Annotated in this window: 12 protein-coding genes; 5 read left to right on the top strand and 7 right to left on the bottom strand. The window is 48.8% G+C overall.

Translation table 11 applies throughout. The features are described from left to right. Window positions 1–190 precede the first annotated feature (190 nt). On the bottom strand, window positions 191–763 hold the full coding sequence (locus Q1M25_RS04505) for an RDD family protein (RefSeq protein WP_070587859.1): 573 nt from the start codon (window positions 761–763) through the stop codon (window positions 191–193). A gap of 240 nt (window positions 764–1,003) precedes the next feature. Here Q1M25_RS04505 and asd point away from each other — a divergent pair, with 240 nt between their 5' ends. Beyond that, window positions 1,004–2,119 carry an aspartate-semialdehyde dehydrogenase gene (gene asd, locus Q1M25_RS04500; RefSeq protein WP_288971204.1) on the top strand — a complete coding sequence of 372 codons (1,116 nt, stop codon included), beginning with the start codon at window positions 1,004–1,006 and terminating at the stop codon, window positions 2,117–2,119. Window positions 2,120–2,208: 89 nt separating this feature from the next. Here asd and Q1M25_RS04495 read toward each other — a convergent pair whose 3' ends face one another. Further along, window positions 2,209–3,006: a factor H-binding protein gene (locus tag Q1M25_RS04495; protein WP_367275822.1), complete on the bottom strand. Its 798-nt coding sequence runs from the start codon at window positions 3,004–3,006 to the stop codon at window positions 2,209–2,211. Window positions 3,007–3,203: 197 nt separating this feature from the next. On the opposite strand from Q1M25_RS04495, the gene Q1M25_RS04490 reads away from it, so the two are divergent. Continuing rightward, complete coding sequence (locus tag Q1M25_RS04490) at window positions 3,204–3,686, top strand: dihydrofolate reductase (protein ID WP_049333102.1); 483 nt, start codon at window positions 3,204–3,206, stop codon at window positions 3,684–3,686. A gap of 82 nt (window positions 3,687–3,768) precedes the next feature. Here the strand turns inward: Q1M25_RS04490 and Q1M25_RS04485 are convergent, their stop codons facing one another. Further along, entirely contained in the window at window positions 3,769–4,035 is a 267-nt protein-coding gene (locus Q1M25_RS04485; RefSeq protein WP_003686685.1) for a DUF3079 domain-containing protein, read from the bottom strand. 167 nt (window positions 4,036–4,202) lie between these two features. On the opposite strand from Q1M25_RS04485, the gene Q1M25_RS04480 reads away from it, so the two are divergent. Next, window positions 4,203–4,658 carry a GNAT family N-acetyltransferase gene (locus tag Q1M25_RS04480; protein ID WP_049333100.1) on the top strand — a complete coding sequence of 152 codons (456 nt, stop codon included), beginning with the start codon at window positions 4,203–4,205 and terminating at the stop codon, window positions 4,656–4,658. Between the two features lie 69 nt (window positions 4,659–4,727). On the opposite strand, the gene dinG is transcribed toward Q1M25_RS04480, so the two are convergent. After that, on the bottom strand, window positions 4,728–6,878 hold the full coding sequence (dinG, locus tag Q1M25_RS04475) for an ATP-dependent DNA helicase DinG (RefSeq protein ID WP_049333099.1): 2,151 nt from the start codon (window positions 6,876–6,878) through the stop codon (window positions 4,728–4,730). A gap of 163 nt (window positions 6,879–7,041) precedes the next feature. After that, window positions 7,042–7,260 (bottom strand): DUF2061 domain-containing protein, encoded by a 219-nt coding sequence (locus tag Q1M25_RS04470; protein WP_070826381.1) that lies wholly within the window; start codon window positions 7,258–7,260, stop codon window positions 7,042–7,044. Between the two features lie 128 nt (window positions 7,261–7,388). Here Q1M25_RS04470 and Q1M25_RS04465 point away from each other — a divergent pair, with 128 nt between their 5' ends. Beyond that, window positions 7,389–8,369 (top strand): D-2-hydroxyacid dehydrogenase, encoded by a 981-nt coding sequence (locus Q1M25_RS04465; protein WP_300482203.1) that lies wholly within the window; start codon window positions 7,389–7,391, stop codon window positions 8,367–8,369. A gap of 165 nt (window positions 8,370–8,534) precedes the next feature. Here Q1M25_RS04465 and gnd read toward each other — a convergent pair whose 3' ends face one another. After that, complete coding sequence (gnd, locus tag Q1M25_RS04460; RefSeq protein WP_150537075.1) at window positions 8,535–9,983, bottom strand: decarboxylating NADP(+)-dependent phosphogluconate dehydrogenase; 1,449 nt, start codon at window positions 9,981–9,983, stop codon at window positions 8,535–8,537. Between the two features lie 482 nt (window positions 9,984–10,465). Between gnd and ggt the strand changes: the two genes are divergently transcribed. Next, window positions 10,466–12,235 (top strand): gamma-glutamyltransferase, encoded by a 1,770-nt coding sequence (ggt, locus tag Q1M25_RS04455; protein ID WP_300482200.1) that lies wholly within the window; start codon window positions 10,466–10,468, stop codon window positions 12,233–12,235. Window positions 12,236–12,472: 237 nt separating this feature from the next. Here ggt and lpxC read toward each other — a convergent pair whose 3' ends face one another. After that, window positions 12,473–13,387, bottom strand: a complete 915-nt coding sequence (lpxC, locus tag Q1M25_RS04450) for a UDP-3-O-acyl-N-acetylglucosamine deacetylase (protein WP_150537073.1) — start codon at window positions 13,385–13,387, stop codon at window positions 12,473–12,475. Between the last annotated feature and the right edge of the window lie 247 nt (window positions 13,388–13,634).

The raw sequence follows: 13,634 nt of genomic DNA, 5'->3' as shown, positions 1-13,634 counted from the left end.
TGTCGGTTTCGGGGAGGTTTTTAATGCTTTTGCTCGGACAGGCGGCAAGAATGGCTGCGGCAATACTGACGAGCGTGATGCGGTACAGATGTTTTTTCATGGAATCAATAGCGTGTCGAAAGGCCGTCTGAAAGCTATTTTTTCAGACGGCCTATGTTGGAAAGTGCTGATTTTAACACAAAAAAGCGATTTATCGGCGCGGCGGCAATTTGACGACAACCGTATCGGCCAGCATATCGTAGAGCGTGCGGCGGTCGCGTTTGACGGAAAAGAGCATGATGAAGTTGATGAAGGCTATAAGCAGAGAAATCAGGTTTCCACCCGTGTCACTTATTGCCAACGATACAATAGTTACCACAACACCAACAGCAAGCGCCCAAACAACTTCGCGGATTAAAACTGTTCCTTCAAAACCTGGATTATTCCCGTCACTTTTTAACACGCGGATGCCCATAATTTTTTTACCTAAAGACTGACCGTCCCGGCTCATGTAATACAGTTGGAAGATACCGAAAACCAAATAAACAGCCAAAGAAATAAAAAATGTTATGGCAAAATATTCAGGGGTATTAGAAAGAGAAGACTCCGAAACTAATTCTTTGCTTTCATCTAAAGTGAAAACTACCATCACAATGAATGGCAACCATATCAAAAAAGTAAACAGATTATTCAACAAATATGCCGCAACCCTCGCCCCCGGCGAAGCAATATGGACATCTACTATTTCTGTTTGGGGCAAATCCGACAAATTGATTTTGCTCATTTAATCTTCCTCTGTACCATTAATGAAATGCAATTTCATTGCCATCTTAACCTATTTTCCTATCATTCTAAAAATTTTCGATAAAAACCTTTACATTTTCCGCAGACGGCGTTAAAACGTTTGTTTTCCCCTTTTTTATAGTGGGTTAACAAAAATCTGAACAAAGCGGCAGGCGATGCCGTTCCGATTTTTGTTAATGCACTATAAACTTATCCGGATTTTCTTTGTAAGGAGTAACACATGAAAGTAGGTTTTGTCGGCTGGCGCGGTATGGTCGGCTCTGTTTTGATGCAGCGTATGAAAGAAGAAAACGACTTCGCCCATATTCCCGAAGCGTTTTTCTTTACCACTTCCAACGTCGGCGGTGCTGCCCCTGATTTCGGTCAGGCGGCCAAAACATTGTTGGATGCCAACGATGTTGCCAAATTGGCAAAAATGGACATCATCGTTACCTGTCAGGGCGGCGATTACACCAAATCCGTGTTCCAACCCCTGCGCGACAGCGGCTGGAACGGATACTGGGTTGACGCGGCTTCTTCCCTGCGCATGAAAGACGACGCGATTATCGTCCTCGACCCGGTCAACCGCAACGTCATCGACAACGGCCTCAAAAACGGCGTGAAAAACTACATCGGCGGCAACTGCACCGTTTCCCTGATGCTGATGGCTTTGGGCGGCCTGTTCCAAAACGATTTGGTCGAATGGGCAACCAGCATGACCTACCAAGCCGCTTCCGGCGCGGGTGCGAAAAACATGCGCGAACTCATCAGCGGTATGGGCGCGATTCACGCCAAAGTGGCAGACGAGCTTGCCGATCCTTCCAGCGCGATTCTCGACATCGACCGCAAAGTGTCCGATTTCCTGCGCAGCGAAGACTATCCGAAAGCCAACTTCGGCGTACCGCTCGCCGGCAGCCTGATTCCGTGGATTGACGTAGACTTGGGCAACGGCCAGTCCAAAGAAGAATGGAAGGGCGGCGTAGAAACCAACAAAATCCTCGGCCGCAGCGACAATCCGACCGTAATCGACGGCTTGTGCGTACGCATCGGCTCTATGCGCTGCCACAGCCAAGCCCTCACCCTGAAGCTGAAAAAAGACCTGCCTGTTTCTGAAATCGAAGCGATTTTGGCAGGCGCAAACGACTGGGTGAAAGTCATCCCTAACGAAAAAGAAGCCAGCATACACGAGCTGACTCCCGCCAAAGTTACCGGCACACTGTCTGTTCCTGTCGGCCGTATCCGCAAACTGGAGATGGGCGGCGAATACATCAGCGCGTTCACTGTCGGCGACCAACTCTTGTGGGGTGCTGCCGAGCCGTTGCGCCGCGTATTGCGCATTATCTTGGGCAGCCTGTAATTTAGATTGGCATGAAAAAAGCAACGGTTTGAGCCGTTGCTTTTTTTGTCACAACAAGGCCGTCTGAAATGTTCAGACGGCCTTATTTCCTATTCTTTCTTACCGGCCAAACCGATTTCTTTGGTGGAATCGCCAACTTTGATTTGCGCCTTACCGGCAATTTCTTCAGCCTGCGGGCCGAAGAGTTTCAAATCATAACGGCCGTTTTCGATACCGTTCAAACTGGTTTTACCGCTGATGGCGGCTTTGCCATTGTTATTGGCAATACCTGCGGCAAGCAGGTCGACATTATTGTAGGAAGCCATGCTGCTGATTTTGCCGTAACCTTGTTTTTTATCGAAATCGACGGTGTATTTCAGACGGCCGCTGCGGTCGTCGCCGTTAAACGCGATACCTGAATACTGATAGCTGCCTTGTTTGGGCAAATTGCGATACGCAGTTTCATCGCCTTGGACTTCTCCGACGGTGAATGTGTATGTATCGAGGTTTTGCAGCTTGCCCGCGTCATCGGCTTTTTGTTTGGCGTAACGCGCGGCAACAGTGGAATAATTTTGTTTATACACTTGGAAGTCGCCCGTTTCCAAAGTGATGACTTGACCGTTTACCTTGATTTTTTGGGCGTAGTCGTAAGAAGATACTTTATCGGTTTTCAAAAAGCCGGTATCGAGTTTGCCGCCTTTTTGCAGGGTTTGCGTTTTACCGTTAGCCGTCAGCTCCAACGTACCGTTTTCAGGGACGGATTCGTTCAATTCAACGGACAACACGCCTTTCGGATGCGGATTGAGCGGCTCGGTCACGGCATTCGACAAGCCGCTTGTTGCGCCGCCGCAGGCAGCCAACATCAAAGACAGGGAAACAGTCAAAGCAGAAATACGGAGGGTTCTCATCATTTTTTCCTTTCCTTTTTTATTTGGTATGATATTTATCATATACCTAAAAAAATGAACAATAAATGATTTTTGTCAAAATTAAGCATTCTGAATATTGATTTTATAAATATTGAAACATTTTTAGAATATCGGGCATTCAGTCCTTCCCGCCTCCCTTCCGCTATAATCATTTTATTTTGCAAACGGATTTCATCATGCCGAAAATCACCCTTATCGCCGCCTACGCCGCCCGCCGCTGTATCGGCATCAACAACACCATGCCTTGGCATTTGCCTGAGGATTTTGCCTTCTTCAAATCCTACACCACCAGTAAACCCGTCATTATGGGCCGCAAAACATGGGAATCTCTGCCGCGCAAACCGCTGCCCGGCCGTCAAAATATCGTCATCACTCGCCAAGATTATCAGGCCGAAGGCGCGCAAACGGCGGCTTCTTTGGAAGATGCGCTGGCTTTGTGTCAGGGGGTTGAAGAAGTCATCATCATGGGCGGCGCGCAAATTTATACACAAGCCCTGCCGATTGCCACCGATTTGCGTTTGACCGAAGTCGGTTTGGATGTGGACGGCGATGCGTTTTTTCCTGAGTTTTCCACAGAAACATGGCAAGAAGCCTCTCGGGAAAACCATGTTTCCGCCAAAGGCATTGAATACGCGTTTGTGCATTATGTGAAGGCATAATCCGACAGTGCAAAGGCCGTCTGAAACCCTGTTTTTCAGGTTTCAGACGGCCTTTTTATTTCGTTTGTTTACGGCATACCGTTTAAGCCGTTTTGTTTTTCAAAGGCAGCTTGATATGCGGTTTGGCCGGCTTGGGCGCTTCTTTCAGTCCAAGTTCGATTTGCTGCTCTTCGCTCAACAAATTGCTCCAGTCGCCTTTTTTATACCAGTCGCGGCCGTCCAACTCGATGGGGTGTTGGATGCGTTCGCAACCGTTGCCGCATTGCAAATCGTCTTCTTTGCAGTATTTGTCGCAACCCCAGCAGATACGCTCGGGATTTTTCGGGAAAATGGGAAATTTCTTGGCCATGGTGTTCTTCTTTTGTTTGTGTGCGGTACGGGCAGAATTATAAGTGATTTGAATGGGGCTGGCGGCGGGTTTATCGTGTTTTACGCTGATTTTTTAAGATGTGTTAACCTTTCAGACGGCCTATACTGTAAAAATTATCCCTACGCGGTACAACAAGAGGACCTAATATGAACATATGCCGTCTGAAGCCTGAATTTGTCGAGCCTTTAGCCCTCGCGCTGTTTGAGGAATGGCACGATTTTGCGCCGTGGTCGTCTCTGGAAAAAATCCGTGCGTATTACGCGCAGTGCCTCTATGGGGATAACTTGCCACTGGCGTTTGCGGCTGTGGATAACGAAGGGCGGCTGATGGGTTCGGCGGCATTGAAGCGGTTTGATATGGCGTGTTTTCCTGAATACGAATATTGGCTGGGCGATGTGTTCGTTTTGCCGCAGTTTCGCGGTTTGGGCGTAGGCAGGCAGCTGGTTTCGTTTTGTCTGGATAAAGCGCGCGAATTGGGTTTGCCGCATCTGTTTCTCTATACGCCGGATGTGCAGGCCGTGTATGAAAAGTTCGGCTGGAAAGAAATCACACAGACTTGGCACAACGGAGAAACCGTATCCGTCATGAAATTGGATTTATAGCTTGAAAAGAATAAAAGGCCGTCTGAATATTTGGTTTCAGACGGCCTTTACCTTTTGAACAATCCACAACTACCCTATCCGTTTAAACGGCGGCAAACAGGCCAATAATTGTTGGCCGTAGCGTTGCGTTTTGACGCGGTTGTCGAGGATGGTCACGCGGCCGTAATCCTGTTCGGTACGGATAAGGCGGCCGACGGCTTGGATTAATTTGATGCTGGCTTCGGGCACCGTAATTTCGATAAAAGGATTGCCGCCGCGTTGTTCAATCCAACGGTTTTGGGTTTTCTCGATGGGGTTGTCCGGCATCGCAAACGGCAGCTTGGCAATAATGACTTGTACGCAGGCCGTGCCGGGCAGGTCGAGGCCTTCGGCAAAACTGTCGAGGCCGAAAACAATGCTGGCTTTGCCTTCGGCAATAGCTTGATGATGCCTTTGTAAAAGAACGGCCTTGGGCAACTCGCCCTGCACAAGCAGAAGCGGCAAGTATTCGTCAGGCAGGCGCAAGGCGACATCCTGCATTTGCTTGCGCGAGGAAAACAACACCAGCGTGCCGATGGCTTCAACCGGCGAAACCAGCTTCGGCAACCATTCGACAATAGCAGCCGTGTGTGCATCAGGGTCTTTGGGGCTGGCATGAACCGGCGGAATATACAGCTCGCCTTGCGTATCGAAATTAAACGGGCTTTCCAAAGCAAGCGTGGTGGTTTCGGGCAGCCACAGCAGGCCGGTTTGGCGCAAAATCAGGTTGAAGCTGCCGAGCGATTGCAGGGTGGCCGAAGTCAACACCGCACCTGCCGCGCGCCGCCACAGGTTGTTGGCAAGGTGGGATGCGCTGCTGATGGGGCTGGCGTTGAAAATATAGTCGTTTTTGTCGTCGGCACGGCGGGTTATCCATTTCGCCAACGGCTCTTCGCCCTCAATGGGAACGGTGGAGAGCAAATCCCAAACCGCGCTGATTTGTTCGATACGGGCGATAAAAAGGCCGAACTCGCTGGTCAGGCGGTCGAGGAGTGCGCCGTCCTGCTCTTTTTCGCGGCGCGCGGCGGAAAGCGCATCGTTCAGCCCGATAACGTGTTTGAGCAGGCTGCGCGCAGCAATGGCTGTATTGGAAACTGTGGTTTCTAGGCCTTCGGGGATTTTGCCGTCTTCCCACAACCAAGTCGGTTCGTTGTGTTTCCGCCTGTCGTTTTCAGACGACCCCAGACTTAAAGACGGCTCTTCCGCTAAGTGAAACTGCCATTCATGCAGGCTGTCGAGTAAGGATGTGGCAGCTTCGTCGGCAAGGTTGGCAAGTTCGGCTTTATCGGTAAGCGCGGCAATTTTGCCGGTCAGCTGCGGCAGTTTTTCCAGTGTCCAAACGGCAATATTCCATGAATGTTCGGCGGCAAAGCGGCTGAGGGCTTTTTTGGGCAGGTGGTGCGCTTCGTCTATGCAATAGAAACTGTTTTCGGGCGCAGGCAGAATCACGCCGCCGCCCATGCTGATGTCGGCAAGCAGAAGATCGTGGTTGGCAACGACGACATCGACGGTTTCCAAGACATCTCGCGCCAGGTAAAACGGACATTCCGCACGGTTGGGACAGGCGGATTTCAGGCAGCCGTGGCGGTCGTTGGTAACTTTGAGCCAAATCGCGTCATCGATTTTTTCCGGCCAAGCATCGCGGTCGCCATTAAAACGGCGGGCGGAAAATTCATCGGCAATGTCGCGCAGCAGCTTTAATTCTTCGGGCTTGGGTTTGCTGTCCCACAACACAGCGGGAGCTTCAAAGCCGAGCAGGTTTTGCTGGGCGTTGCTTTGCGTGAGTTGGTAGAGTTTGTAGGGGCAGAGATAGCGGCCGCGCCCTTTGGCAAGCGCGAAGGTCAGTTCCAAACCGCTTTTTTCCACCAAAAACGGCAGGTCGCGGTCAACCAACTGCTCCTGCAAGGCAACCGTCGCGCTGCTCACAATCAGCCGCTTGCCGCGCGTCTGCGCCATAATGCCGCCCGCCAGCAGATAGGCAAGTGATTTGCCCACGCCGGTCGGCCCTTCGATCACGGCAATGCTCTCACCCTCTCGCTTGGGCGGCTCGCCGCCTTCTTCGCGCGTCAACGTCCGCGAAAAAGCGTTGGCAATCGCTGCAATCATTTCCCGCTGCGAAGCGCGCGGACGGAAACCGGGCAGGTTTTTGCCGATATTTTGGTAATGGTCGCGGATGGCGTTTTTTTCTAAATCGGTGAGCATTGAGGCCGTCTGAATGGGTTTGCAAGAATAGCGTATTTTAGCATTTTTACCTTCATGAAGCCTTCGTAAAGTCTTACTCTATTTTAGGGTTTGGCATTTTATGGCGATGGACGAACCGCAAAGGCATAATCGGTTTTAATCAAGCAAAAGGCCGTCTGAAACTTTAGCCGCACTGATGCAGGGGCACCCACAATTTTTGCTTTTCGGATTTGTTTTTCTCGTAGCGGTTCCACGCTTTCTCATGAAAATAAAAGACAACGGTATTGACGATGGGTTCAACCAAAGCCACCGCGCTGGAAACGCCGATACTGCCGGTCAAAATATAGGCGACACTAAATGCAACGCTGAAATGCAAAATAGCAAATGTAATGGTTTTAATCATTTTGTTTTCCTGATACATTGATGTTTTAATCACTACATAATAATTATTATCAACTAACGCGTATATTTTAAATCCTTTATCCTAATTTAGATTTTATAAATCGATATTTTATTTTTGATAGGAATTTTATGAACCCGCTCCATATTGTCGTCCTCGACCGCGACACCCTCGTCAACCGCCCGTTTGATTTTAATTTTCCACATACATTGAGCAGCTACGGCACAACCGAAGCGCACGAAACACTGGAGCGTATCCGTGGCGCGGACATTGTGATTACCAACAAAGTCGTAATTTCCGCCCAAGCATTTGCCGAAAATCCACAACTCAAGCTGGTTGCCGTTACCGCGACAGGCGTCAACAATGTGGACGTTGAGGCCGCCAAACAAAACGGCACGGCCGTGTGCAATATCCGCGCTTACGGCAATGAATCCGTGGCGGAACACGCGTTTATGATGATGATTACCCTGATGCGCAACCTGCCTACTTACCAGCGCGACGTTGCGGCAGGCTTGTGGGAAAACTCACCGTTTTTCTGCCACCTCGGCGCACCGATGCGCGATTTGAACGGCAAAACGCTGGCGATTTTCGGTCGCGGCAATATCGGTAAAACGCTGGCAACTTATGCACAGGCTTTCAAAATGAATGTCGTGTTCGCCGAACATAAAAATGTCCAAAACGTCCGCGACGGCTATGTTTCCTTTGACGAAGCCATCTGCTCTGCCGATGTCGTGTCGCTTAATTGTCCGCTTACGCCGCAAACGGCAAACATGATAGGCGAAGCCGAATTGCAACAAATGAAACCCGGCGCCATCCTCATCAACTGCGGGCGCGGCGGCTTGGTCGATGAAGCCGCTTTGGTTGCAGCGTTGAAATACGGCCAAATCGGCGGGGCAGGTTTTGACGTATTGACACAAGAGCCGCCACGCGATGGCAACCCTCTGCTGAAAGCCCGACTGCCCAACCTCATCGTTACGCCACACATTGCATGGGCAAGTCAAGAGGCCGCCAACCGTCTGTTTGACATTCTTTTGGACAACATCAACCGCTTCGTGGCCGGCAATCCGCAAAATCTGGTTCAATCTATGGAAAACCTGTTGATAAGGTTGTGAACAATTTTAAAGGCCGTCTGAAATATTCAGACGGCCTTTATTAATCTTTATTTATTTCATAAAGTTACCTATAAAATAGGTTAAATCGTTTCATTCTTCATTGTGGATAACCCTATAAAAAGGCCGTCTGAAATACTCAGACGGCCTTTTGTTTGCCTAGATAAATTAAATATCGTATGTGGTTGAAGCGGTATCGCCGCCCTTACCTGTCCAGTTGGTATGGAAGAACTCGCCGCGCGGTTTGTCGGTACGCTCGTAGGTGTGCGCGCCGAAGTAGTCGCGTTGCGCTTGCAGCAGGTTGGCTGGCAAACGCTCGGAAGTGTAGCCGTCAAGGAAGGTAATGGCGGAAGCCATGCAAGGCATCGGAATACCGCACTCGATCGCTTTGGCCACCACTTTGCGCCATGCCGGCAGACAGGTTTCCAATACGCCTTTGAAATAAGGATCGGAACCCAAGAAGACCAAATCAGGATTGGCTTCGTATGCGTCGCGGATGTTGCCCAAGAACGTGCTGCGGATGATGCAGCCTTCGCGCCACAAGAGGGCAGTGTTGCCGTAATTCAATGCCCAATCGTTGTTTTCGCTGGCTTCACGAATCAGCATAAAGCCTTGTGCATAAGAAATAATTTTAGACGCCAACAGGGCTTGGCGCAAAGCACCCACCCATGCGGCTTTGTCGCCTTCAATCGGGGTAATGGTTTTGCCAAACAGGCTGTTTGCTTGGGCGCGTTGGTCTTTAAACGCAGAAACGCAACGTGCAAACACGGCTTCAGAAATCAAGGTCAACGGGATACCCAAATCGAGGGCATTAATCCCGGTCCATTTGCCTGTACCTTTTTGACCTGCGGTATCGAGGATTTTTTCGACCAAAGGTTCGCCGTTTTCATCTCGGTAACCCAAAATCGCGGCGGTAATTTCGACCAGATAAGAATCCAGTTCGGTTTTGTTCCACTCGTTGAAGATTTGGTGCATTTCGTCATAAGACAGACCCAAACCGTCTTTCATGAATTGGTACGCTTCACAAATCAACTGCATGTCGCCGTATTCGATACCGTTGTGCACCATTTTGACGAAGTGGCCCGCACCATCACGGCCGACCCAGTCGCAGCAAGGCTCGCCTTGAGGCGTTTTGGCGGAGATGGCTTGGAAAATCGGTTTAACGGCAGACCATGCAGCTTCATCGCCACCAGGCATGATAGACGGGCCGTGACGCGCGCCTTCTTCGCCGCCGGATACGCCCGCGCCGATAAAGCGGATACCTTTTGCCGCCAGCTCGTGTGTACGGCGGGTAGAATCAGGATAGTTGGCATTGCCACCGTCAATAATGATGTCGCCTTCGTCCAAAAGCGGAACGAGTTGCTCGATAAAGTCGTCCACGACAGAACCTGCGCGAACCATCATCATGATTTTGCGTGGTTTTTCTAATTTATCAACCAGATCTTGCAGTGAATATGCGCCGATAATATTGGTATTTTTGGCTGCGCCGTTTAAAAAATCATCTACTTTGCTGGTCGTACGGTTGAATGCGACAACTTTAAAACCGTTGTCGTTCATGTTGAGAATCAGGTTTTGCCCCATCACGGCAAGGCCGATTACGCCAATGTCGCCTTTCATTTGGTGAAACTCCGTTATTGATTAATTTTATCAAGCGTAACTCTAGCTGATTTACACGTTTTTAACAATCCTTAACTTTTTAATTTTTTGAAAAGATGCCTTTACGTTTCAGACGGCCTTTGCCTTTGGGAAAACAAACTATAAATTAGATTTTAAATAATAAATAGAAGATGATATTGAATGCTGCCACAGCTTGTTGATAACTTTGATTACAAAAAATTTTCAAATACTTAGCTGATATTTTTTGATGAGGATAAAGTAAGGTCGGCCTTGTTTGCAGATGTGGATAAATTTTTTCTGCTGCTTCATTCTGTGGATAACTTTTTGCCTGTGCACAATCTTAGCTTGTTTTATACTTCTCCAATCGGAACTGATTGACTAGAGAAATAGTCAAATAGTTTTTTATTTCAAGCTATTTTCATATTTCCTTTTGTTTAAGCTGGGAAAAGGCCGTCTGAAAATATGTCAATAATGGTATGTATATGAAGTTTTCCTTTAGTATTAAACTGTTATCCGTTTTTATTTTGGCCGCTTGTGCGCAACAGCCGGTTCAAAAACCTCAAGTTACCCTACCCTCCGTATCTGTGGGTAACCATGCGCCGGAACAAGGGACGGGGCTGACCGAGCAGAAATTGATCCGCGCCAAGCATTATATGGCGGCATCTGCCAATCCGTTGGCAACCGAGGCGGGATATGAAATTTTGAGACGCGGCGGCAGCGCGATAGATGCGATGATCGCCATGCAGACGACCTTAGGTCTGACCGAACCGCAGTCTTCCGGATTGGGTGGCGGTGCGTTTTTGGTGTATTGGGACAATAAGGCGAAAAAGCTGACGACGTTTGATGCCCGTGAAACAGCGCCAAAAGCGGCAACACCGGAACTTTTCTTGGACGAAAACGGTAAACCGATGGGCTTTATGAAAGCGGTGGTCGGTGGCCGTTCGGTCGGTGTGCCGGGGATTCCGAAGCTGTTGGAAGATGTCCACAAGCGTTACGGCAAATTGCCGTGGGCAAATTTGTTTGAGAAACCGATTACTTTGGCGGAACAAGGTTTTGCCGTTTCTCCGCGTATGGCGAAATCCATCGAGCAAAATTTGGAACCCTTGCAACGTTATCCGCAAACCGCCGCTTACTTCCTGCCTGACGGCAAACCTTTGGCTGCGGGAACGGTTTTAAAAAATCCTGAATTTGCGCGTTCTGTGCGCCAGTTGGCGGAAAAAGGCAGCACGCCGTTTTATCAGGGAATGCAGGCGCAGAATATTGTCCGTGCCGTTACCGGCGCTGTGGATAATCCCGGAAAAATCAGCATGGCGGATTTGAAAAACTATCAAGTTATCGAGCGTAAGCCGGTTTGTGCGCCGTATCGTGAATATGAAGTTTGCGGCATGGGCGCGCCAAGTTCCGGCGCAATCGCTTTGGGGCAGATTTTGGGCGTATTGCAAAATCAGGATATGAAGGCGTTGGGCGCGGAAAATATCCACAGTTGGCGCTGGATAGGCGATGCGTCGCGGATTGCGTTTGCCGACCGTGATTATTATGTCGGCGATCCTGCGTTTGTGAATGTTCCGACCCGAGCCATGATTTCTCAAGCTTATTTGAAACCGCGTGCCGAAGAAATCCGTCAATCCGATAAGGCTTTGGAAACTATTCAGGCAGGCAAGTTTGGCAAGGAATACGCGCAGGGCATGGCGGTCGAGCTGCCGTCCACCAGCCATTTGGTGGTTGTGGATAAAGACGGAAACGTCGTGTCGATGACGACTTCGATTGAAAATGCGTTCGGTTCGGGGCTGATGGCAAACGGCTATCTGCTCAATAATGAATTGACCGATTTCTCCTTCAACCCTGTTGGAGAGGGCGGTAAAACGGTGGCAAACAGCGTGGCAGGCGGCAAACGCCCACGTTCTTCGATGGCGCCGACCATTGTGATGAAAGACGGAAAACCTTATATGGCGGTCGGTTCACCAGGCGGAAGCCGCATTATCGGTTTCGTTGCTAAAACGTTGGTGGCGCATATCGACTGGGGTATGGACATTCAGACGGCAATTTCACTGCCGAATATGCTCAATCGTGGCAGCCAGTATGAAATCGAGGAAAAAACAGCGGCTGCGGATAAAGCGGCTGCGTTGGAAAAATTAGGCTACAAAGTTCAAATCCGCGATTTGAATTCCGGCGTACAAGGCATTGTAATCGGTAAAGACGGTTTGCTCGGTGGCGCCGACCCACGCCGTGAAGGTAAGGTTATGGGTGATTGATTTTATCGGTTTTACATGCAAAGGCTGTCTGAACAGCTTCGTTTCAGACGGCCTTTTTAGTTTTGGAAAATATATGGATAAGATGTGTATAAGAATAACGTTAAAATTTAATATTTTTATTTTTCAATAAGATAAAATGGATGAATATGTGGATAATTACTTGTGGAAAATGACATGATTTAGGCCGTCTGAACCTTTCAGACGGCCTTTGCATTGAACTGCGTTATCTATTTTCTATCAGGCTGCCGGCAATTCGTGAAAAGCGGTGGGCAAGTCTTCGTCATCGGCAAACTCAACCCATTCGTAAGCGCTTTCATCTACCAAAACGGCGCGCAACAGTGCATTATTGATGGCATGGCCTGATTTGTAACCTTCAAATGCGCCGATAATCGGATGGCCGACAATGTATAAATCGCCAATTGCATCAAGGATTTTGTGGCGGACGAATTCATCGGGATAGCGCAAACCTTCCGGATTCAAAACATCCATGTCGTCAATCACGATGGCGTTATTTAAATTGCCGCCCAGTCCGAGATTGTGGGCGCGCATCATTTCCACTTCATGCATAAAGCCGAAGGTACGGGCGCGGGCAATCTCATCGATATAGGATTTTCCTGCAAAATCAATCTCGAAAGTAGGTGCACTGCGGTTGAATACGGGATGGTCAAATTCGATGGTTAAAGTAACTTTAAAGCCGTCATAAGGCGTAAAGCGTACCCATTTTCCGGTTTCTTTGATTTCAACGGGTTTGAGGATTCTCAAAAAACGTTTTTGGGCTTTTTGATCGACAACGCCTGCATCTTGTAAAAGGTAAATAAACGGCAGGCTGGAGCCGTCCATAATCGGAATTTCAGGCGCGTTCAATTCAATCAAGGCATTGTCAATGCCATAGGCAGACAGAGCCGACATAATGTGTTCAATCGTGCCGATGCGCACGCCTTTATCGGTAACGATGGTTGAAGAGAGGCGGGTATCGTTGATCAAATAAGGGTTCAATTTGATTACTTCGCCCATTTCCCCGCTTAAATCAGTACGGCGGAACGAAATACCGCTGTTTTCTTCGGCAGGATGCAAAGTCAGAGCGACCCTTTCGCCCGAATGCAGGCCAACGCCGGTAACGCTTACTGATTTGGCTAAAGTCCGTTGCAGCATAATTGCTTCCTTTTAAAAAGTCTGATGGGCAAATGATACGTTAAAAAGGAAAAAACAAGCCATCATTTTTAATAGTATTTGCCAATATGGATGTTTTGCGAGGGAAACTTCTAGATTTAAATTATCCACAATAGTATGTGAAATTAAAGTGGGTAATTTGTATTTTATCCACAAATAAATAAGGAAACTAAAATTCTATCCTTTTTTATTCCGGCATTCAGTTGAGGTTGGCCTCAAAGATAAAAAG

This window comes from uncultured Neisseria sp., from assembly GCF_951230505.1.
GTDB lineage: Bacteria > Pseudomonadota > Gammaproteobacteria > Burkholderiales > Neisseriaceae > Neisseria.
The sequence above is the reverse complement of the archived record's forward strand: the minus strand, read 5'-3'. Positions and strand labels throughout refer to the sequence as shown.

Excerpts from the sequence above, each read along its gene's own strand:
- Q1M25_RS04490 (WP_049333102.1), top strand. The coding sequence starts at position 3,204 with ATGCCGAAAATCACCCTTATCGCCGCCTACGCCGCCCGCCGCTGTATC.
- Q1M25_RS04485 (WP_003686685.1), bottom strand. The coding sequence starts at position 4,035 with ATGGCCAAGAAATTTCCCATTTTCCCGAAAAATCCCGAGCGTATCTGC.
- gnd (WP_150537075.1), bottom strand. The coding sequence starts at position 9,983 with ATGAAAGGCGACATTGGCGTAATCGGCCTTGCCGTGATGGGGCAAAAC.
- Q1M25_RS04480 (WP_049333100.1), top strand. The coding sequence starts at position 4,203 with ATGAACATATGCCGTCTGAAGCCTGAATTTGTCGAGCCTTTAGCCCTC.
- lpxC (WP_150537073.1), bottom strand. The coding sequence starts at position 13,387 with ATGCTGCAACGGACTTTAGCCAAATCAGTAAGCGTTACCGGCGTTGGC.
- asd (WP_288971204.1), top strand. The coding sequence starts at position 1,004 with ATGAAAGTAGGTTTTGTCGGCTGGCGCGGTATGGTCGGCTCTGTTTTG.
- ggt (WP_300482200.1), top strand. The coding sequence starts at position 10,466 with ATGAAGTTTTCCTTTAGTATTAAACTGTTATCCGTTTTTATTTTGGCC.
- Q1M25_RS04505 (WP_070587859.1), bottom strand. The coding sequence starts at position 763 with ATGAGCAAAATCAATTTGTCGGATTTGCCCCAAACAGAAATAGTAGAT.
- dinG (WP_049333099.1), bottom strand. The coding sequence starts at position 6,878 with ATGCTCACCGATTTAGAAAAAAACGCCATCCGCGACCATTACCAAAAT.
- Q1M25_RS04465 (WP_300482203.1), top strand. The coding sequence starts at position 7,389 with ATGAACCCGCTCCATATTGTCGTCCTCGACCGCGACACCCTCGTCAAC.
- Q1M25_RS04470 (WP_070826381.1), bottom strand. The coding sequence starts at position 7,260 with ATGATTAAAACCATTACATTTGCTATTTTGCATTTCAGCGTTGCATTT.
- Q1M25_RS04495 (WP_367275822.1), bottom strand. The coding sequence starts at position 3,006 with ATGAGAACCCTCCGTATTTCTGCTTTGACTGTTTCCCTGTCTTTGATG.